At 38.6% G+C, this 22,193-nt stretch carries 17 protein-coding genes; 11 read left to right on the top strand and 6 right to left on the bottom strand.

Annotated features, from left to right (window positions below):
• The first annotated feature begins 5 nt into the window (after positions 1 to 5).
• Genes Q0093_RS07840 through Q0093_RS07820 form a run of 5 tightly spaced genes read left to right on the top strand, consistent with a single transcriptional unit; the run spans position 6 to position 5,732 of the window.
• Entirely contained in the window at positions 6 to 518 is a 513-nt protein-coding gene (locus tag Q0093_RS07840; RefSeq protein WP_297303963.1) for an NADH-quinone oxidoreductase subunit J, read from the top strand.
• 17 nt (positions 519 to 535) lie between these two features.
• The gene (gene nuoK, locus Q0093_RS07835) at positions 536 to 835 is read left to right on the top strand and encodes an NADH-quinone oxidoreductase subunit NuoK (RefSeq protein WP_031258604.1); all 300 of its coding nucleotides are present in this window, start codon (positions 536 to 538) and stop codon (positions 833 to 835) included.
• A gap of 22 nt (positions 836 to 857) precedes the next feature.
• Positions 858 to 2,753 carry an NADH-quinone oxidoreductase subunit L gene (nuoL, locus tag Q0093_RS07830; protein WP_297929502.1) on the top strand — a complete coding sequence of 632 codons (1,896 nt, stop codon included), beginning with the start codon at positions 858 to 860 and terminating at the stop codon, positions 2,751 to 2,753.
• Between the two features lie 35 nt (positions 2,754 to 2,788).
• Positions 2,789 to 4,288 carry a NuoM family protein gene (locus tag Q0093_RS07825; protein ID WP_297929500.1) on the top strand — a complete coding sequence of 500 codons (1,500 nt, stop codon included), beginning with the start codon at positions 2,789 to 2,791 and terminating at the stop codon, positions 4,286 to 4,288.
• A gap of 10 nt (positions 4,289 to 4,298) precedes the next feature.
• The gene (locus Q0093_RS07820; protein WP_297929498.1) at positions 4,299 to 5,732 is read left to right on the top strand and encodes an NADH-quinone oxidoreductase subunit N; all 1,434 of its coding nucleotides are present in this window, start codon (positions 4,299 to 4,301) and stop codon (positions 5,730 to 5,732) included.
• 658 nt (positions 5,733 to 6,390) lie between these two features.
• On the opposite strand, the gene Q0093_RS07815 is transcribed toward Q0093_RS07820, so the two are convergent.
• Positions 6,391 to 8,061, bottom strand: a complete 1,671-nt coding sequence (locus Q0093_RS07815; protein WP_297929496.1) for a DUF4153 domain-containing protein — start codon at positions 8,059 to 8,061, stop codon at positions 6,391 to 6,393.
• 384 nt (positions 8,062 to 8,445) lie between these two features.
• On the opposite strand from Q0093_RS07815, the gene Q0093_RS07810 reads away from it, so the two are divergent.
• Positions 8,446 to 9,126 (top strand): zinc metallopeptidase, encoded by a 681-nt coding sequence (locus Q0093_RS07810; protein WP_297929494.1) that lies wholly within the window; start codon positions 8,446 to 8,448, stop codon positions 9,124 to 9,126.
• 174 nt (positions 9,127 to 9,300) lie between these two features.
• Here Q0093_RS07810 and Q0093_RS07805 read toward each other — a convergent pair whose 3' ends face one another.
• On the bottom strand, positions 9,301 to 9,999 hold the full coding sequence (locus Q0093_RS07805) for a Crp/Fnr family transcriptional regulator (RefSeq protein ID WP_297929492.1): 699 nt from the start codon (positions 9,997 to 9,999) through the stop codon (positions 9,301 to 9,303).
• A gap of 129 nt (positions 10,000 to 10,128) precedes the next feature.
• Between Q0093_RS07805 and Q0093_RS07800 the strand changes: the two genes are divergently transcribed.
• From Q0093_RS07800 to Q0093_RS07780, 5 genes are all read left to right on the top strand, one after another.
• Positions 10,129 to 10,728, top strand: a complete 600-nt coding sequence (locus Q0093_RS07800; RefSeq protein ID WP_022601202.1) for a MarC family protein — start codon at positions 10,129 to 10,131, stop codon at positions 10,726 to 10,728.
• Positions 10,729 to 10,732: 4 nt separating this feature from the next.
• Positions 10,733 to 11,719 (top strand): 4Fe-4S binding protein, encoded by a 987-nt coding sequence (locus tag Q0093_RS07795; protein ID WP_297929490.1) that lies wholly within the window; start codon positions 10,733 to 10,735, stop codon positions 11,717 to 11,719.
• A 237-nt stretch (positions 11,720 to 11,956) separates the two neighbouring features.
• Entirely contained in the window at positions 11,957 to 13,903 is a 1,947-nt protein-coding gene (locus Q0093_RS07790) for a glycogen debranching enzyme N-terminal domain-containing protein (protein ID WP_297929488.1), read from the top strand.
• Between the two features lie 12 nt (positions 13,904 to 13,915).
• Complete coding sequence (locus Q0093_RS07785; RefSeq protein WP_297303987.1) at positions 13,916 to 15,178, top strand: glycosyltransferase family 4 protein; 1,263 nt, start codon at positions 13,916 to 13,918, stop codon at positions 15,176 to 15,178.
• Between the two features lie 44 nt (positions 15,179 to 15,222).
• Entirely contained in the window at positions 15,223 to 16,590 is a 1,368-nt protein-coding gene (locus Q0093_RS07780; RefSeq protein WP_297929486.1) for a glycoside hydrolase family 57 protein, read from the top strand.
• Between the two features lie 393 nt (positions 16,591 to 16,983).
• Here the strand turns inward: Q0093_RS07780 and Q0093_RS07775 are convergent, their stop codons facing one another.
• From Q0093_RS07775 to Q0093_RS07760, 4 genes are all read right to left on the bottom strand, one after another.
• Positions 16,984 to 18,897, bottom strand: coding sequence for a trehalase family glycosidase (locus Q0093_RS07775; protein WP_297929484.1), 1,914 nt, complete (start codon positions 18,895 to 18,897; stop codon positions 16,984 to 16,986).
• A gap of 82 nt (positions 18,898 to 18,979) precedes the next feature.
• Positions 18,980 to 20,062, bottom strand: coding sequence for a glutamate 5-kinase (gene proB, locus Q0093_RS07770; RefSeq protein WP_297303992.1), 1,083 nt, complete (start codon positions 20,060 to 20,062; stop codon positions 18,980 to 18,982).
• Positions 20,063 to 20,077: 15 nt separating this feature from the next.
• Complete coding sequence (locus tag Q0093_RS07765; RefSeq protein WP_297929483.1) at positions 20,078 to 20,506, bottom strand: DUF695 domain-containing protein; 429 nt, start codon at positions 20,504 to 20,506, stop codon at positions 20,078 to 20,080.
• 10 nt (positions 20,507 to 20,516) lie between these two features.
• Positions 20,517 to 22,172 carry an AMP-binding protein gene (locus tag Q0093_RS07760; RefSeq protein ID WP_297929481.1) on the bottom strand — a complete coding sequence of 552 codons (1,656 nt, stop codon included), beginning with the start codon at positions 22,170 to 22,172 and terminating at the stop codon, positions 20,517 to 20,519.
• Positions 22,173 to 22,193 lie beyond the last annotated feature (21 nt).

Below are 22,193 nucleotides of genomic sequence, written 5' to 3'. Positions count from 1 at the left end.
TTATTATGGAACAAATAGCGAATCAGGTTATCTTTTATTTGCTTGCGGCGGTTATTGTCATATTTTCTGTTCTTACGGTGACTACCCGTCGTATTTTACGGGCAGCGACATATCTTCTTTTTGTGTTGTTTGCTACTGCCGGTCTCTATTTTCAGCTCGATTATCATTTCCTCGGTGCAGTGCAAATTGCTATTTATGCAGGAGGAATCGTCGTGTTGTTTGTCTTCTCTATTTTATTGACCAGCGGTTTGGGAGAAAAAGCTGAGAAATTGACCAGCAAGAAAAAATTTTGGGGAATTTTGGCATCTGTCGTCGGAGCAGTGGTTTGCGGTTATGCATTGCTTACGCAGGTTTTTGTACCGTCTAATTTTCAGAGTTTTTCGGAATTAGATATGAAAACAGTCGGACATGCTCTTATGGGGATGGAAAAGTACCAGTATATATTACCTTTTGAGGTAATCAGTGTTTTATTATTAGCTTGTATAATCGGCGGCATTATGATTGCCCGAAAAAGATAAAATGTATGGAAATCCCTATGATTGGTTATCTGATGGTGAGTACCGTCATGTTTTTTGCCGGAGTTTACGGTTTTATTACCCGTAGAAATATGCTGGCAATACTCATTTCGCTGGAGCTGATGCTCAACTCGGTAGATATAAATTTTGTGGTGTTTAACCGATATCTTTTCCCTCAGCAGTTAGAAGGATTTTTCTTCACCCTTTTTGCTGTGGGAATTGCTGCTGCTGAGACTGCAATAGCAATTGCGATTATTATAAATATTTACCGTAATATTCGGAATATTCAGGTGGGTAATCTGGATAAGATGAAATATTGATCATTGCTTTAAACAACGAATTATGGAATATTCATTGATTATACTTTTGTTACCGCTCTTTATGTTCCTGTTATTAGGGCTTTGCGGGCATAAGATGTCGCACCGTACTGCCGGTTTGTTAGGAACTACCGGATTATTTATCGTGACAGTATTGGCTTATACGGTCGCTTTTCAGTATTTTACTTTACCACGTGTAAACGGAGTGTATCAAACATTGATACCTTTTAATATCGAGTGGTTGCACTTTACTGAACATTTGCATATCAGTTTGGGAATATTGCTTGATCCTATTTCTGTAATGATGTTGGTCGTAATAACCACAGTATCCCTTATGGTACATTTATACAGTATCGGCTATATGCATGGAGAAGTCGGCTTTCAACGTTATTTTGCGTTCTTGTCGCTGTTCAGCTTTTCGATGTTAGGTCTGGTTGTGGCGACCAATATTTTTCAAATGTATATTTTCTGGGAGTTGGTGGGTGCTTCTTCTTACTTGCTGATCGGATTCTATTATACAAAAGCGTCTGCGGTTTCTGCATCTAAGAAAGCATTTATCGTAACTCGATTTGCGGATCTCGGATTCTTAGTTGGTATTTTGATTCTTTCATTCTATACCGAAACATTCGATTTTAAAACTTTGACCGATGGCAGTGTCTCTATTCTTTCTTCTACAGGAGGTAAAACATTCCTCGGTTTCTCGATAGCATCTTGGGCAATGGCTCTTATCTTCATGGGTGGTGCCGGAAAATCAGCAATGTTTCCTTTGCATATATGGTTACCCGATGCAATGGAAGGTCCGACTCCGGTTTCTGCATTGATCCATGCCGCAACGATGGTTGTTGCCGGAGTTTATCTGGTAGCTCGGTTATTTCCGGTTTATTGCATGACACCAGAAGTTCTCGACTTGATAACCTATATCGGGGCATTTACAGCATTGTATGCTGCTGTGGTGGCTTGCGTGCAGACCGACATAAAACGAGTTTTGGCATTTTCTACCATTTCTCAGATCGCATTTATGATGGTTTCTTTAGGTGTTGCCAGTGAAGCCGCCGGTTTAGGTTATATGGCGTCGATGTTCCATTTGTTTACTCATGCCATGTTTAAGGCTTTACTTTTCTTGGGAGCAGGGGCTATTATACATGCCGTTCACTCGAATGAAATGTCTCAGATGGGCGGACTTCGTAAGTATATGCCGATAACTCATATAACTTTCTTAATCGCATGTTTGGCTATTGCCGGAATTCCTCCCTTCTCTGGATTCTTCAGTAAAGACGAGATTTTGGCGGCTGTGTTCGAAAAGAGTGCTTTCTGGGGAATTTGGATGACTGTAGTCGCCGGTCTTACCGCATTCTATATGTTCCGTTTATATTATAACATTTTCTGGGGAAAAGAAGCTGAACATGAGCACACACCTCATGAAGCTCCGAAAGTTATGTCTATACCTTTGATATTTTTAGCACTGGTGACATGTGTCGCAGGATTTATTCCTTTCGGAGAGTTTGTGACAAGTGACGGTCTGCCGTACCATATTCATATCGAAATGTCGGTTGCCGTGACCAGTGTCATTATCGCTATCGTCGGGATAGCATTGGCAACTTGGTTGTATAAGAATCCGAATGATAAACCTGCCCGTATGGCAGCTTCGATGAGCGGTTTATATAAATGGGCATATCATCGTTTCTATATTGATGAGGTTTACCAGTTTATTACCCATAAGATTATTTTCAATGGTATTTGTTCTCCGATTGCATGGTTCGATCGTCATGTTATTGATGGAAGTATGAATATGTTGGCATGGATAACCCAGACAACATCCTATCATATTCGCGGGTTGCAGTCGGGACGTTTGCAATCTTATGCGTTAGTATTTATTTTAGGTGCTATGATCATTGCCATTATAGCGGTTATATGCTTGTAGAGAATGGTTGAAAGATATTTATAAAAAGAATTACTATGAATTTTTTATCTTTATTTGTGCTTATTCCTCTTTTGATGATGGTCGGATTGGCCTTGTCGAAAGAGATGAAACAGATACGATTGGTAGCCGTAGCCGGTTCAGCCATTCAATTATTATTAGCGATAGGTTTGGTTGTGCTCTATTTGAGTGAACGTTCTGCCGGGAATACAGCAGAGATGTTGTTTCTTGCCGATACCGTTTGGTATGCTCCTCTGAATATCCATTATGCTGTGGGTGTCGATGGCGTTTCGGTGGCGATGATTTTGCTTTCTGCAATTATCGTTTTTGCCGGTGTTTTTGCCTCTTGGAAGATGGATCCTCTACCAAAAGAATTTTTCCTTTGGCTCATACTGTTATCGATCGGAGTATTCGGGTTCTTCATTTCCATTAACCTGTTTACGATGTTCATGTTCTATGAGATCGCTTTGATTCCGATGTATTTATTAATCGGAGTTTGGGGAAGCGGTAATAAGAATTATGCGGCGATGAAGTTGACCTTGATGCTGATGGGAGGATCTGCATTATTGCTTGTTGGCATATTGGGTATTTATTTCCATTCTTCAGCCGATGGACATTTGACTATGAATATATTGGAAATTGCAAGAAATAATGCGATTCCGATGAGTGCTCAGTATCTCTTTTTCCCGTTGACATTTGTTGGTTTCGGAGTATTAGGAGCGATGTTCCCGTTTCATACATGGTCTCCCGATGGTCATGCTTCTGCTCCGACAGCGGTTTCTATGCTGCATGCCGGTGTGTTGATGAAACTTGGGGGATACGGATGTTTCAGAGTAGCGATGTATTTGATGCCGCAAGCTACACAAGAACTTTCTTGGATATTTTTGATTTTGACCGGTATCAGTGTCGTTTACGGAGCATTTAGCGCATGCGTACAAAAAGACTTGAAATATATCAATGCATATTCTTCTGTGAGCCATTGTGGTTTGGTATTGTTTGCGTTGTTGATGTGGAATACTACGGCTATGACAGGTGCTATATTGCAGATGTTGTCTCATGGTTTGATGACAGCACTTTTCTTTGCATTGATCGGTATGATTTACGGTCGTACGCATACCCGTGATATTCGGGAGATGGGCGGGCTTATGAAAATTATGCCATTCCTTTCGACTTGCTATGTAATTGCCGGTTTTGCATCTTTAGGACTTCCAGGATTAAGCGGTTTTGTTGCAGAAATGACAGTATTTGTCGGAGCTTTCCAGTGGACGGATACTTTCCATAGAGCCTTTACTATCGTAGCTTGTACTTCAATTGTAATTACAGCTGTATATATTCTTCGGGTAGTAGGAAAACTGCTTTATGGTAAAGTCGAGAATGAACATCATTTGTCTCTTACCGATGCAACTTGGTTCGAACGGCTTTCGGCAATATCTTTGATCGTTTCGGTTGCTGCTCTGGGTATCGCTCCTTCTTGGGTATCTAATATGATCAGCAACAGTATGGAAGTAATTAGTCAACGCATTTTACAATATATCTAATAGAAAGAGTATGGATTATTCAAATTTTTTAGGAATGCGGGATGAGCTATCGTTATTGGTAGTTATCGTACTCCTGTTTTTATATGATACATTCGGGTCGGCTAAAAGCTTGAAATGCTTTTCAGCGACAGCCTGTGTTTTATTATTGGCTCATACGATATTTACGATTGTTCCGGGAGAACAAGTTTCTCTTTTCGGAGGCATGTATCAGTCAGGACCGGCTACATCGGTAATTAAGACCATACTCAATATCGGAACATTGCTCGTTCTGATACAAGCTTCATCTTGGATAAAAAATGAAGATGTGGTAATTCGTCGCGGAGAATATTACGTATTGACGCTTATTACGCTTTTGGGTATGTATTTAATGACTTCTTCGGGAAACTTTTTATTGTTTTTCCTCGGTCTCGAAACGGCATCTTTGCCTATTACCGCTTTGATTGCAATGGAAAAATACAAACACGATTCTCATGAAGCAGCAGCTAAATATGTATTTATTGCCGTATTTTCATCTGCACTGATGTTATTAGGCATTTCTTATTTGTATGGAATAGGAGGAACGCTTTATTTTAACGATTTGAGTTATATGCTTAGCATGTCGCCTTTGCTTATTGTGGGACTGGTTCTTTTTATTGCCGGATTGGGCTTCAAGTTGTCCTTAGTTCCTTTCCATTTATGGACGGCAGATGTTTATCAGGGAGCGCCGACTTCGGTGACGGCTTATTTGTCTGTTATATCTAAAGGAGCTGCGGCTTTTACCTTTATGATGATATTGTATAAAGTATTTGGCTCTGTCGAATGTATTTGGCAAGGTATTTTATACGCGTTGATTATCCTTACGATTACAATCGGTAACTTATTTGCGATTCGTCAGCAAAATCTGAAAAGATTTCTCGCTTTCTCTTCTATTTCGCAAGCCGGTTATATAATGCTGGGAGTTATATCGAATACAGGTTTAGGTTTAACATCGTTGAGTTATTATGTATTGGTCTATATCTTCTCTAATCTTGCTGCTTTCGGAGTGATATCGGTTATTGAAAATCGGACAGGAAAAGTGAATATGGATGATTATAATGGTCTTTATAAGACTAATCCTAAACTAAGTATCGCGATGATGCTGGCGATGTTCTCATTAGCCGGAATTCCTCCTTTTGCCGGTTTTTTCAGCAAGTTCTTTATCTTTTATGCAGCAGCCGAACAGGGATTTTATATTCTTGTATTGATTGCACTTATTAATACGGTTATTTCATTGTACTATTATTTGTTAGTAGTCAAAGCGATGTTTATCAAGCAAGATGAATGTGTAGTTGAAAATTTCCGTTCCGATAATGCCTCTCGTCTGAGCATATCACTTTGCGTATTGGGTATTGTAGCAATCGGTTTAATCAGCGGAATATATGATCAGATATTTGAATATAGTCATGGACTGTTGTTTGGCTTTTGACGTTAAGAACAGTACTTTGTAAAAATAAACGCTTCCGGTAAATCTCTTATCGGAAGCGTTCTTTTTATGCAGAAAGGATTTTGAGGCATAGACGCCTCTATGCGGAGGTTATCATTGACCTCCTATAATGTTGATTATATGGCCTTTTGTAGGAAAAATAAGCGAGATCCGGTATCTTGACAAGTGAAAGATATATGGGGGATGTATGTTATATCTTTTACATTGTATTTGATATTCCCGGATGACGCTTCCTGTATTAACCATAGAACATTTCAAAAATAATAAAATGTACAATGAAATATCGGTAATATGTTCATATTGTTTTATTAATAGATTTTATAGTGATAAATTATTGTTAAATAAGACTTTGTATATTCTTTTTGATATATAGATGGCTTTTGGAGTTTTATATTGTAATTATTTTATTTTTCACTACGAATTTTTTTATAGACCGTTTAAAAATTTCCAGTAAAAAAATATTATCAGGTCATTTTTTCCGGTTTGTTTTCTTGTTTTCACTCGTCAAATAGCCTGCTATCATCCTTATAAAAATAACAAAACATACTCAAAAGAAACTCTCAAATCTGACAGAACAAAATTTAGACAAGCTTTTTAGATAGGGTATTCTGTTTTTTGTATCGGTAAAATAATAGATTTATTATTTTCGAAGAATATAACTTACTTGAAGATCACTTATTTTCAGGTCTGTATTCATATCGAATATTATTCGTCCGAAAGATATATATAAAGAATCAGTTTCGTAATTTGTAAGTGTATTTTCATGCTGTAAGAATCTCTTTTTTGTGGAATTTTTTGTAAGTCCTGATTTTTGAAGTAATGATGTTTGTAATTCATCAAAACTAATGTTTAGTAAAATACTATTTCTGTCTTTGATTAATAGTTTTTTCCCGGAAGTATCGACACTGATATCTTCACAACTGTCACTTCGATTTATCGGGTACAGAGATCGATACATACTGATATCTATTTTTTTTGTTTTTCCATCGAATGAGGGTAATGAAACGAAATCATAGGCAGAGTCCTTATATCTTTCTTGTGGTTCAGGAAGTAAATTCGTACCGTATTTTTTCTGTACGAAATCTTTTCCTTTTTCGTGTTTTATGTATAAAAAAGCTTCGTATAGTTGTGTGTATTGCGGGTCGTACAGCAGACTGTCGCTATTTGTTTCCGATATATTTTTTAATTTTCCATTTTCTCTTAAAAGACCTAAATTCCGAGATAAAACACTTACTCTTTTCTGTTGGGATTCTATACCGATGTTTTTAGCTGTTATTCCCGGAATATAAGTGAAACTTGCGAGTAGTATGATAGACAGAGCTGTAACGTATAAGTACCGGCCGGTTTTGCTTGATAAGAATAAAAGTAGTGTTATCGACATAATAGATCCACAGATAACCAGATAAACTCGTGCTGTCGTAAATCCGTATTGTTGAACCCGACATAGTACCCCTATCCAAAACATGAGCTGGGCTGGGATAGAGATCAGACTGTAATGTCTGTAATACCAGTTGTATATTTGTTTGTGTAAAAATGGTTGCAGGGCCTTTGCCAATACCGTAATTAGCGTAAAAGCGAATACCATATACGCAATTCCGCCTTTAGGTAAGCTCCACGAAAAGAAAATAGTCGTAAAATATATGTATAGTATGATCGTGTATATGAGTATCGCAGGAGATAGTATATAGTTTGTAAGTATTTCCAGAGCAGATTTTTTTTCTTCAGTCGATAAGGTTTCTTGTTGGTTATTGAATGTTAAAAATAGGCATGGCATTCCTATAATGAAACATATCATAGATAAATAGACAGAAACATTATACTCGCTTTGGGGAAATATATTGAAGATGTAAGTGACGGAGTAATAAATGCCGATTAATAAGAAGTATGCGCATCCGCTTAGGAGAGCCGCTTGAAGCAGATGGGAGAAATAGCGGGTTGCTTGAAAGGTAAAAGACTCATTGTCGGAAATCCAGTTTCGGATGAGGAGCATGAGCCCTGCGATGATAAGCGCCACAAAATATTCTATGGAAAAGATCCACTCAGAAACATCTATACAGAAAAAGGGAAATATCAATAAAGGTGAGATATAGTATAAAATTCTCCATGCTCCTTGTGAAAACCATTTATTTAAAAGATAAGAAAGAACAAAGAAAAGAGGGAAAACAAAAGGATACAATTTGTTTGTCGTAATTATATTCTCCCGAATGAGAGATGCTGATATAAAACAGAGAATCGAGATTGTTATCTCTGCAGTATTGTTTTTTACAGTGCCGGATATCTGTTGGAAAAATGGTTTGATACGTTTTTTCATAATCGCTTGTTTATAATCTTGTTTACAAAGATATAGAATATATAAAATCTTTTATCCCTATTCGTTATGAAATATCTGTTGTTGTGCGTTTCTGATTCTGAAAAAGATAAAAGAGTAAGAGCCTGTTTCGATTTTGTGCGGGTCAGGTTGAGAGTCTTTTTTCGAGGATGTAGGTTCTTTGACGAACGAAAATGAGAAAACAGATCGAAAAAAAATGTCAAAAATGTACCTAAAAGAATTTTTATTGGAAGATTTAAACAGGCTCTAAGTTTATGGCTCGAATATAAACCGTTTTAACTCTATTTATTTATACCTTCCGTTTTGTTTAACATTTGAAGTCTCCTTTTTGTAGTATATTTGTCTCAAACAATAAAAGAGAAATTTATGATTTATCTTATTTTCATTGTTTTTGCTCTGATTAGTTTTTGGGTGCAAAAAACATTGCAAAACAAATTTGAAAATTATGCTAAAGTTCCTATCCCGAATGGCCTTACAGGGAAAGATATAGCCGAAAAAATGTTACATGATAACGGCATTTATAATGTTACCGTTACCTCTGTTGACGGGAAATTGACAGATCACTATAATCCGGAGAATCATACGGTAAATTTAAGCCATGATGTTTATTATGGTAATAGTGTTGCTGCTGCGGCAGTCGCAGCTCATGAGTGCGGACATGCCGTGCAACATGCTACTGCTTATGCATTTCTGAATATGAGGTCCAAATTAGTTCCTATTGTGAGTTTTGCATCGCATTGGGTACAATGGGTGCTGTTAGCAGGTATTATATTGTTGCAGAGTTTTCCGCAGCTTATGCTTTTCGGAATTATCTTGTTTGCATTGACTACGTTATTCAGTTTTGTGACGCTTCCGGTAGAAATAAATGCGAGTGCAAGAGCTTTAGCTTGGCTTGACAGAGCTGGAGTAACAAATGTAAATACGCATGATAAAGCCAAAGATGCCCTTACATGGGCGGCATATACGTATGTAGTGGCAGCTCTTAGTTCATTGGCTACATTGGTATATTATATTCTCTTGTTTTTGGGATCACGAAATGACGACTGACTTTAGCTTTTTATATATTTTCTTTGAATAGATAAAAGGTATTGCTTTTTGAAGAACGGGCAATACCTTTTTATTTTTTTGTCGTAAAATTCAGACAGACTCTAAGTAAACAAATATAAAAACCGGAATAGAAAGAACTAATTCCGGCTTCCTTATTTTTTGTAAGTCCTTTATTTAATCCTCATCATCTGTGGCAAGAATGGCTTTAAGTTTTTCCCGGTCGAGGATAGTAATCTCCCGAGTCGAGTAATCGATAATGCCGTCTTCTTTCAGTTCGTTTAGAGCATTCATAAAAACAGAACGTTGTACTCCGAAAAATGTGTACAAATCTTTTTGTTTGCATATTACCCTTACATCTATCGACTTGCGCTGTGTAAAACAGAGTACCCAGAATGCCAAACGTTCCTTTACATTTCCGGAAGAAAGTGCGAGAAATGTTTCGACACTCTTTTGAGAACGCCTCGATATGATATTCAACAGGTTTATAAGGATAATCGATTCATCCTGCATAATGCGGATAAATGTTTGCTTGTCGATTTGCATGATACCTGTCTCTTCTACTGCATATAGGTCGGATGGATAATTCGTATTCCTGCCGAATAGGTGATTGGGAGATAATACGTTCGGAGCGCAAAGAACTTCCGAAACACGAATTTTTCCGCTTTTGTTAACCATTTCTGACCGTACGCATCCGGATATCAAGAATTTCAGGTGTGTACATTCTTCTCCTTTTGATACGATTTGTTCTCCTGATTTATATTTGAGAAAATGAAATTTTGTTTTCTCGATAAGCTCTGAAATTTTTGCTCTGCTGACTCCCTGAAATAACGGAAGTTGCAACAAAACGTCATACATGCTGTCCATCGAATCCATATTTTGTTTATTCAAAAGTATAAATAAAAATCTAACCTTCAATTTGTAAACATAAAATCGATACAATTGTTTAGAAACTATTGATTTATTTTTTTTTTGTTAACTTTGCTCCTGTAAAAACTTAAACCTATGGACAATTTATTGCATTTTGATATTCAGGAGGTGATCAGTGCCTTTGTCGTTTTATTTGCTGTAATTGATATAACGGGGTTAGTACCTATCATTATCGATTTAAAAGAAAAAGGAAATGAGATCAATGCAGGTAAGGCGGCATTTTATTCTTTATTTTCTTTTATTGTTTTTCTTTTTATGGGAAACATGATGTTACAACTTTTCCATGTAGACATATCTTCCTTTGCTATTGCCGGTTCGTTAGTGATTTTCGTAATGGCTATAGAAATGATTTTTGGTGTAGAGATTTTTAAGATGGACGGACCGGCAGGCTCTGCAACAATAGTTCCGATTGTTTTTCCTCTGATTGCCGGGGCGGGATCTTTTACTACTCTGCTCTCTTTGCGGGCGTTGTATAGTTTGCTTGATATAATAATAGCATTGGTTCTTAATATCTTGATAATTTATATTGTAATAAAGCGGGTCAATATTATCGAAAAGCTGTTGGGTAAAGGGGGCGTTTATGTACTTCGAAAATTCTTTGGGATTATTCTATTGGCTATTTCCGTAAGAATGTTTATCGACAATCTCACCAAACTATTATCCACTCTTTTATAAACTCATGACCGTGTCTTTTTCCCATATACGGTTGTTTACTGCATTTGTTCCTGCATTATTAACTTTATTTCTGTTATCGGTTGTTGCGGTAAAAGTTCCATATCTGTTTTTATGTGAAAGGCTTTTTACGGATGGATGTTGGTTGCAGGTAATATTAACTTCGGCTTATGCTTTTTTATTATGTTGGAAAATGCAGGATATTCGTCTGAGAACTCGTTGGAGGAGGTATAGTTGGTTGGTATTTTCTTTTTCCTTTTTTGGGCAACTTTTATTAGGAATTATATTCGATTCGATATTTCTTTTATCCGGAGAGTTGCATTTTCCCATTCCGATGGTGATAATCGGAGGTGCGGTCTATCGTTGGGAATTCGGTTTTATGCCTTTATTGCTTATTTTTACTATTTTATTGTCAGGACCAGCGTGGTGTAGTCATCTTTGTTATTTCGGCGCATTAGATAATATGGCTGCAGGACATTTATCATTATCCCCAAGACCTTATAAATTTCTTCTGCCGGTGCGATATACAATATTGGTATTGACTGTTATTGTGGCTTTTGTCGCCAGATGGGTAGGATTGTCGTATGCGATAGTATCCGGGATAGTCGTTTTATTCGGGATTGCGGGGTTTTTTGTTATGATCCTCTCCTATAAAAGGCATGTTATGGTACATTGTTCGGGTTATTGTCCGGTCGGAGCTTTAGTGTCTTTAGGAAAATATATTTCTCCTTTTCGTTTTAAAATAAATAAGGATGTCTGCACTTTGTGTGGGGCTTGTATCAGCAGATGTCGTTATGGGGCATTATCGAAAGCGCAAATAAAAACCGGCAAACTGGGAATAAATTGTTCTTACTGCGGAGATTGTATTTCTGCGTGCAATCATGGTGCTTTACAGTATGCTTTTCTGAATATGAACGCAGATCATTCTCAAAGAATATGGCTGGTGATAGTGATTACTTTGCAATCTTGCTTTTTAGCTATAGCCCGGATATAGATGTGCACTTAAAAAATAAAGTGTGTTTAAAGATAAAAATAAAAAAAGAGAATGACAACGAAAATTTCTTTTTCTTTTTTGATTTGAAAATTTTTATTGAGAAAGACGCCTTTTTACTAAATAAATCGATTAAATATTTGGCTTTTCTGATAACAATTTTTATATTCGTGAAAACTAATATCAAGTATTAAAGCACAAGATTTGACCGTTAACCGATTTTTTTAATTAGCAATAAATATGAGTTATCTGAAGTTTGACAAAAGTTTGATGATTAACTTGGAACAGTCTCTTCCTAAAGAGATGTTACGTACAAACAAATCGGGAGCTTATCATTGTACGACGATTGTTGATTGTAACACTCGAAAACAGCACGGATTATTGGTAATTCCTATTCCGGAGATGGATAATGACTCTCATGTTCTTCTATCATCATTCGATGAAACCGTGATACAACACGGTGCTCCTTTTAATTTAGGTTTACATAAATATCAGGGAGATTGTTTCAGCCCTAACGGACATAAATATATCCGTGAGTTCGATTGTGAATCAGTTCCCAAAACTGTATATCGGGTGGGGGGTGTAGTTTTAAGTAAGGAGAAAGTCTTCATTTCGCATGAGAACCGAATTTTGATTAAATACACATTGTTAGATGCCCATTCTGAAACGACGTTGCAGTTCCGTCCTTTTCTTGCCTTTAGAAATGCGAATGCTCTTTGTCTTGAAAACGATAGAATAAACCGGCATTATGAGCAGGCTGCAAATGGCGTTAGCTTTTGCCTTTATGAAGGGTATCCGGCATTATATTTACAGTTCAATAAAGAGGTTAGTTTCGTGAGTGATCCGTATTGGAATAAAGGCATTGAATATGTCAAAGATCAGGAACGAGGGTATGACTATAAAGAAGATCTGTATGTTCCCGGATATTTCGAATTACCTATAAAAAAAGGAGAAAGTATTATATTTTCTGCTGGAGTAGGGGAAATAAAACCTCGTTCTTTGAGCATGATGTATAATAAGGAAATGAAGATACGTACTTATCGTAACAGTTTCTTTAATTGCCTGAAAAATTCCGCACAACAATTTTATCTGAAAAAACAGAAAGATAATTATCTGTTGGCGGGTTATCCTTGGTTTGGTGTTCGAGCCAGAGATTTGTTTATTGCTCTTCCCGGATGCACTTTGGCAATAGGGGATATAGAAACGTTCGACTCTATCATGCATACGGCGATGCGAGCGTTAAAAGCCTTTATGGAAAAAGGTAGTCGGAATGAAGTAATTCAGGGGATAGATTATCCCGATATTCTTTTGTGGGCAATATGGTCATTACAACAATATGCCAAGGAAACTTCTATTGAACATTGTACAGTAAAATACGGATCTTTAATTACTGAAATTGTCGATTATATAATCAAAGGCAAGCATCCGAATCTTTTTTTGCATGAAAGCGGATTATTATACAGTAATGGACATGATGTTCCTGTTTCGTGGATGGATGCGGTAGCTTATGGAAAACCTATCATACCGCGCAGTGGTTATCTGGTAGAATTTAATGCATTATGGTATAACGCATTACGTTTTTCAGCCTCATTAATTGCAGATAAGCCGGACCAAAGAGCTATTGTCGATCGGTTGAATGCTTTGGGTGATAAGCTCGCTTCGTCATTTAAGGATATGTTTTTAAATGATTATGGTTATTTGTTCGATTATGTCGATGGAAATTTTGCAGATTGGAGTGTTCGCCCGAATATGCTGTTCGCCCTTTCGCTCGATTACTCCCCATTAGATAAAAAGGAGCGGAAAAAAGCGCTGGATGTAGTTACTCGAGAACTGTTGACACCGAAAGGTATCCGAACATTAAGCCCCAAAAGTCATGGGTATTCTCCTACTTATTTAGGCAATGAAGCAGAACGGGAGAATGCTTATTATCAAGGTCCGGCCCGACCATGGTTGATGGGAGCTTATGCAGAGGCATACCTCAAGATATTCGGATTAAGTGGAGTTTCGTTTTTGGAACGGATGTTGATCGGCTATGAAGAAGAGATGTCGAATAATTGTATCGGAACGATTTCTGAGTTATTTGACGGAAATCCTCCTTATATGGGGCGTGGGGCTATTAGTTTTGCGGCGAATGTAGGAGAAATATTGAGAGTATTGAGTTTATTAAAGAAATACAACCATTTTTAAAACTGAAGTTGTATGAAAGCACTCATGTTCGGGTGGGAATTTCCACCGCACATTCTTGGAGGTTTGGGAACTGCCAGCTACGGGCTTACAAAAGGTATGTCCGAATGCGGTGATATGGATATTACGTTTGTTATACCCAAGCCGTGGGGAGATGAAGATAAAAGTTTTGCTCATATTGTAGGAGCATGTAATACGCCGGTTGCTTGGCGTGATGTTTCTTGGGAACAGGTACGGGATCGGTTAGGACGATATATGGATCCTCAAGAATATTTTAATCTGCGGGATCATATTTATGCAGATTTCAATTATATGCATCTTAATGATTTGGGATGTATAGAATTTTCGGGCCGATATCCGGATAACCTATTGGAAGAGATCAATAATTATTCTATTGTCGCCGGAGTGATTGCCAGAACCTATCCTTGTGATGTGATTCATTCTCATGATTGGCTTACTTATCCGGCAGGAATTCATGCCAAACAAGTAACCGGAAAGCCGTTAGTGATACATGTACATGCAACGGATTTTGACCGGAGTCGGGGAAATGTAAATCCGACGGTCTATGCCATAGAAAAGGACGGTATGAATCAGGCAGATCATATTATCACTGTAAGTAATTTGACTCGTAAGACGGTTATTGAAAAATATAATATCGATCCGGCCAAAGTAACAACTGTTCATAACGCAGTCGAACCGTTGAGCGAAGAAATCAAAGCTATTAATATGCCTCGCAATACAAAGGAAAAAGTCGTGACATTTTTAGGACGTATTACGATGCAGAAAGGCCCGGAATATTTTGTAGAAGCTGCGGCTCAGGTATTGCGGAAAAATAATAATGTACGCTTTGTCATGGCAGGGAGCGGAGACATGATGAATAAAATGATACGTCTTGCCGCTCAGCGTAATATTTCCGATCATTTTCATTTTACGGGTTTTCTTAAAGGAAAGCAGGTTTATGAGATGTTGAAGGCAAGCGATGTTTATGTAATGCCTTCTGTATCAGAACCATTCGGAATATCTCCTCTTGAGGCCATGCAGGTGGGAGTTCCTTCTATTATATCGAAACAATCGGGATGTGCGGAGATTCTGACAAATGCGATAAAGACCGATTATTGGGATATTGATGCGATGGCAGATGCCATTTATTCGATAATTACCTATCCTGCAATGTACCAGCAACTGAAGATTGAGGGGAAAAAAGAGGTCGATGAGATCAAATGGGTGTATGCCGGTCAAAAAGTAATTGACATTTATAATAAAGTGATTCATCGATAGATAGTCTTATATTTTAATTAATCAGAAATAAAAAATAACACGATATGAAAACCATCTGTTTTTATTTTCAAATTCATCAGCCGTTCCGCTTGAAACGTTATCGTTTCTTTGATATAGGTAACGATCATTATTATTATGACGATTTTAATAACGAAGAGATTATGAGTCGTATAGCTCATCGGTCTTATATTCCTGCAAACTATACTTTACTGGAGATGATTAAGAACTCGAACGGGAAATTTAAAGTTGCATTTTCGATTTCCGGAGTTGCACTGGAACAGTTCGAGATTTATGTGCCGGAATTTATCGATAGTATGAGAGACTTAGCGAAAACGGGATGTGTGGAGTTTCTATCCGAAACGTATGCACACTCTTTAGCTTCTCTTAAAGATCCGGAGGAATTTGTCGATCAGGTAAAGGTACACGATGATAAAATCGAGATGTTGTTCGGTCAACGGCCTAAAGTATTTCGCAATACCGAGTTGATCTATTCCGATGAAATAGCCGGGATGGTTGCATCTATGGGATTTAAAGGGTGCATTACAGAAGGAGCTAAGCATATTTTAGGATGGAAAAGCCCCAATTATTTGTATAGTTCGGCAGCTGCCCCGAAACTGAAACTGCTTCTTAAAAATTCGAAACTGAGCGACGATATTTCTTTCCGGTTTTCGAATTATGAGTGGAATGAATATCCGTTGACTGCCGATAAGTTTATAAACTGGATTACAGCCCTTCCGGAAACAGAACAGATTATAAACCTGTTTATGAATTATGAAACATTAGGGGAACTGCAACCTCGCGAAACCGGTATCTTTGAGTTTATGAAAGCTCTTCCCCGTTTTGCCGAAGAGAAGGGTATTTCATTTTCTACACCTACCGAGATTATTTCTAAACTGAAACCTGTGGATTCTTTATCAGTTACTTATCCCATATCTTGGGCTGATGAGGAACGGGATACAAGCGCTTGGTTAGGGAATTTGCTTCAGAACGAGGCTTTCGAAAAACTTTATTCTATGGCAGAACGGGTACGGTTGTGTAATGACCGTCGTTTGAAGCAAGACTGGAATTATTTGCAAGCGAGCGACCATTTTTATTATATGTGTACCAAGCATTTTTCCGATGGTGCGGTACATAGTCATTATAGCCCTTATGACTCGCCTTATGAAGCATTTACCAACTATATGAATGTTTTGAGCGATTTTATCGTGCGGGTAAAAGCTCAGTATCCGGATTCGATTGAAAATGAGGAGTTGAACTCTTTGATTACTACTATTCGTAATCAGGCGTCCGAGATAGAGTTGCTGCGTAAAGAATTAAAGTCGGCGAAAGCGGAAAAGGTCGCTCGGGTAAAGGCTGAAAAAGCGGTAGCCGGAGAAAGTAAAACTAAATCTGTAACAAAAAAGGAGAAGTAAACAATTCGATCGATTCACTGTTTTAAGCGGATATAATTTATTGTGTAGAGGAATATCAAAATTCGATTTTAGCAGAGAAAGACTTTTAGAGCCCGTCTAAATTTTGCTCGGGTCAGTTTTGAGAGTTTCTTTCGAGGATGTTTTTCTGTTTTTAGGAGGATGATAGCGGGCTATCTGACGAGTGAAAACGGGAAAAAAGACCGAAAGAAAACGCAAAGATGACCTGATAATATTTTCTAATTGGAAAATTTAGACATGGCTCTTAGTCTGAAACCTGATTCAATAGTGAGAGCCATATCAACTCTATTTTCGAGAGCGATATGGCTCTTATAGCTTGTCTGAATTTTACTCGGGTCGGTTTTGATAGTTTCCTTTCGGGAATATTTTTCTGTTTTAATTGTTTATTTTTATTGGGGCTATATAGCCATCTTCGATTAATGCTATATAGCTCAGCAGTGCTCCCCAATGATAAAAGCGATCACTACGTCTATGCGGACCTTCACCTAAAACCGTATCGTAATTTTCGTATACCGATCCGTCTTTAAGCCATTCCTTCAATAACAATGCTTTCGATTTTTCGGCAACAGCTTTACACGCTTCAGGCAGATCGTAATTCTGTAATCCCATATATACAAGGAAGTTGAGCGGTCCCCAAATGCGGCCTCGCCAATAATCATTGTCTTTGAAAGCCGGATCGTTGCGAGGAGTGGCGGGAATAACCCATTCTCCCCAAAATTCCTGAGGATTCATCAAATGTTCCTTTACCATACGCTCGGCTTGAGTTTGGCTGGGAATATTTGCTAACATAGGATAAAAGTTGGTCGGAGATATACGTGGGTTCTTTTTCCCTGTATCAGTTCTCCGGTTGTAGTAAAAACCTTTTTCTTCATCCCACAATTTTTGTAATTCAAGGCTATATTGTTTTGCTCGTTTTTTCAGTTCTTTTGCCTCTTTTTTATATCCCAATTCTTGGGCGATAAGTGCCAATAATTTGCAGTCCATGATATAAAGACTCGATAGTCCAACATCATTTTGTAAAAGCATGTGTCGCTCAGTGTCGAACGGTACATTGTCGAACATGTGAGAATTATCCAGTCCCGATTCTAGGCAGCCTCCGTAATGGTTGTTGACGCTACCATATTCATGATTACGATAGGTTATCCGAGAATAAGGAGAAGACCCCCAACATAATAAACCGTCGATATTTCGGTTCTTATCCCACCATCGATTCCATTTTATAAGGTCGGGATAAAGCAACTCTAACAACCATCTGTCTCCGTATTTCTTATATAAACTCCATACGGCCAATGATCCTACAGGCGGTTGAGAACGATCTCTCGATTTATAATCATTTCCTGAGTAAAAATTGGGAACAAAGCCAGATTCTGTAATCGATTTGGTTATTTCGACGGCATTCGCATAGGCAAGTTCCCGATTTCCCGCCGAAAACATCATGGAGGCAAAATAAGAGTCCCAGCAGAAAAGAACAAATCCTCCGTAGTTAGGGTTGGAACTCCAGTTTATATTCCAGTCCCGACTGACGGGAGTAATAACTTTACGAATGGTCGGATCATATATATTGTCCCAAGAAAGCACATTCTGCATGGCGTTATATACCTCATAATCGTCTCCGTACTGTTTCTTGTTGTTATTTATAAAACGATCAGCGGATTCACGTAATTTATTTTGGGCTTTTGCCGGTTCTATATCTGAGCCGCAGCAGATGGTAATCGGCTCTTGTGTAGAAAATGTAATCTCATTCCGTTCGCTTTTTATCCATTTTCCGTATGCTTTCCCTTCTATTTTTTGTTTTAGGTTACCGGGACGAAATTGAAATTGTTGACCGTTAACTTGTATTTTCACATCGCGTTGCCATACTCCTTTTAAGACAACGACGATTTTCCCTTCCGGGTTATTCCCTTTCAAAGGAGTAATTCGAATAATATTTTCCAAAGAGTCGGCAGAACTTTCGATCCGTAATTTTTGATCGTTCCATCGAAGACTTATATCGGTATATTTTCCGTCATAGGTGTGAGGTCCGGCATGTAGCAAGCCGCTTCCTATGGTAAAGGAATTTTTTCGTATTCCTTTTCCATCGATTACATGCAGGTCGATAGCTGCGCCGTAAGGGAGCAGCACATGCGTAAGTGCACTACGGGTATCCCACGTATTCCAACCTGTGGCCAGTTCCCGTTGCATTTGTTCATAACGTTGTTGCGGACTTAAATCCTTTGTTTCGGCATAATTGTCTATATGCCCGAAACATACTGCCGATATTAGCAGATAATACTTCAAGATCTTTTTCATGTGTGTAGTTGTGAGTGTAAAATAGTGATATTATTTTAAAGTTAAATTTAAATAGGTTCTTAAAGTTATTCCATAAGTATTATTAGTCTAAATATAGATAATCATAATGAATAAGGGGACGAGCACCCTGTTTCCCGATAAGAGAACGAGCTTTTTCGCTGTTATATCCGATACGTCCTACTCCTATTTGATTCCCTTCATGATCAAAAATTCGTACGATGTCGTCTTTTTCGAAATCACCTTCAATTCGGGTTACGCCTATCGGCAATAAACTTGCGGCTTGATGAGACATCAAAGTCTCTTGTGCACATGCGTTGATATGTATCTCGCCTTTTGCAAAACCTTCGGAGTGAGCAATCCATTTTTTTATGCTGGATGCGGGTTTCTCTGCCGGTAAAAATCGAGTACATACCGCATCGCTGTTTTTTCGCAATACGTCGGGAAGAATATTCTCTTTTTTGCCGTTAGCGATAATAACCATAATTCCTTCATCTGCGACTTTTCTTGCTATATTGCATTTCGTCAGCATCCCCCCTCTTCCGAAAGAAGATTTTTTTGTCTGTATATATTCGGACAAATTCTGTCTGTTGCCTGTGATTTCAGTAATGACCCGGCTTTGAGGATTTTCGGGATTCCCGTTGTAAATGCCGTCGATGTTACTGAGAATAATCAAGGCTTCCATATTCATCATCGAAGCGATCAGACCGGAAAGTTCGTCATTATCCGTAAACATCAGTTCGGTCACCGAGATCGTATCATTTTCGTTCACGATAGGAATAACTCCGTTTTCGATCATGACTTCCATACAGTGCCTTTGATTGAGATAATGTTGCCGGGTCGCAAAATTTTCTTTCATCGTCAATACTTGACCGCAAGCAATTCCATGTTCGCGAAAAAGTTCGAAATAACGGTTTATCAGTTTAGCCTGACCTACGGCCGAAAATAATTGTCGCGCCGAAACCGCATCCAATTTTCGGTGTTGTTTCAATTCGCTGCGTCCCGAGGCGACAGCTCCGGATGAGATAAGAACGATTTCCATTCCGGCTTTATGCAGTTCGGCTATTTGATCTACCAACGCCGACATTCGGGTGATATCGAGAGTCCCGTCTTTCCGTGTCAGTACGTTACTGCCTATTTTTACCGCTATTCGTTTATATTGAAACATAAGAAGAATAGTTATTTAATGATTGATTCCGAATTTCTTGAGCATTTGTTTATAGTCTGTCCAATCAGGGTCTTCGGTTGCACCTATTTGTATAGGTAAGGACGGAAGTTTTCCTAATAACTCGTTTACTTTCCCTGAAAAGGCTTGTAATTCTTGCGTATAATAAACATATAAAGCTTGCCTGCCACCGATATGAATAGCCGTTAAGATTGCAATATTCGATCTTTCGAGTGATTCCGTGAGCAGATTCATGATCCGGTCTATCACTTCGGTTTCATCGGCAGACGGCATACCGTCTGTTTCCCCTTTATATTTCCATTGCATTTCCGCCCGGGTACGGAACGACCCGGAGGCATTGCCGTTTTCGGCAAACATACGTCCCCGGGTGATAATCCTTCCTTTATCCGATTCCGATTCTCCGGCAAACCATTCGTTGCTGAACATTATGTATATTTTATTTATGGTCTTTATCCCGTATCTCTACTCGTCGGATTTTTCCACTGATCGTTTTCGGCAACTCCTCTACAAATTCTACGATTCGCGGATATTTATAAGGAGCTGTAACATGTTTTACGTGATCTTGTATTTCTTTGATGAGAGCTTCTCCGGCACGATCTTTGTAATCTTTTGCCAAAACGATAGTTGCCTTGACTACTTGTCCGCGTATTTCATCGGGAACTCCCGTGATTGCACATTCTACGACTGCCGGATGGGTCATTAAGGCACTTTCTACTTCGAACGGACCGATACGATAGCCCGATGATTTAATTACATCGTCGGCACGTCCCACGAACCAATAATATCCGTCCTCATCCCTCCAAGCTACATCTCCGGTATAGTAGATATTGTCATGGTAAGCCTCTTTTGTTTTTTCCGGGTCGCGATAATATTCTTTGAAGAGTCCCAGAGGTTTCCCTTTATCGGTACGGATTACGATTTGTCCCTGTTCTCCCTCTTCTGCCCATCGTCCGTCGTTTGTCAGCAAATCGATGTCATACTGCGGATTGCGTATTCCCATAGAACCGGGTTTAGGTTCTACCCACGGATAGGTTGCGACAGTCAGGGTTGTTTCCGTCTGTCCGAAACCTTCCATCAATTTAATGCCGGTAATGCGATAAAATTCCTCATAGACTTTAGGGTTCAGAGCCTCTCCCGCAATCGTACAATATTTTAGGGACGAAATATTGAATTTGCTCAGATCTTCTCGTATTAAGAATCTGAATACGGTAGGAGGGGCGCAGAATGAAGTAATATGGTATTTTTCTATCATACCCAATACATCTGCAGGCGTGAATTTGTCGAAATCGTAAACAAATACATTTGCTCCGGCGATCCATTGCCCGTATAATTTCCCCCATACGGCTTTCCCCCAACCCGTGTCGGCCAGGGTCAGGTGCAGACTTTCTTCGTTCAGATTGTGCCAAAAGCTTCCGGTAATGATATGTCCCAGAGGATAGGTAAAATCATGTGCTACCATTTTAGGGTTACCTGTAGTTCCGGACGTAAAATAAAGGAGAGAGGTGTCTTCGTTTGTGTTGACGAATGCCGGGCGAGAGAATGGTGCTGCCGCCTCGATACCGGCATGGAAATCGTCCCAGCCTTTCGGAATCACAGGACCTACCGATACGCAATGTTGCAAAGACGGAGATGCGGACAGGGAACGATCTACATGACCTGTGACAATATCTTCTCCTACTGCTACAATCATTTTTATATCGGCTGCGTTACAGCGATATATAATATCTTTTTCGGTAAGGAGGTGTGTTGCCGGAATACATACTGCTCCTAACTTGTGGAGTGCTATGATAGAAAACCAGAATTCAAATCTTCGCTTCAGAATGAGCATAACCATGTCTCCGTGTCCGATACCCAATGATTGGAAATAGGATGCAGTTTTGTCACTTTCTCTTTTTATATCGGCAAAAGTAAAATCGATATGTTCTCCTTTATCATTTGTCCAGCAAAGAGCTTTTTTCTCCGGAGCGATCCGAGCCCATTCGTCGACGACGTCATATCCGAAATTAAAGTTCTCGGGTACGATAACTTTAAAATTCTGCATAAAATCCTCTTGTGACGAAAAAGAGGTCTGTTTTAGAAATTTTTCTAACATGTTATTAATAAATAGGACTTT

Source organism: uncultured Coprobacter sp., assembly GCF_947855755.1.
Classification (GTDB): domain Bacteria; phylum Bacteroidota; class Bacteroidia; order Bacteroidales; family Coprobacteraceae; genus Coprobacter.
This window is presented reverse-complemented; position numbering and strand designations above follow the sequence as displayed.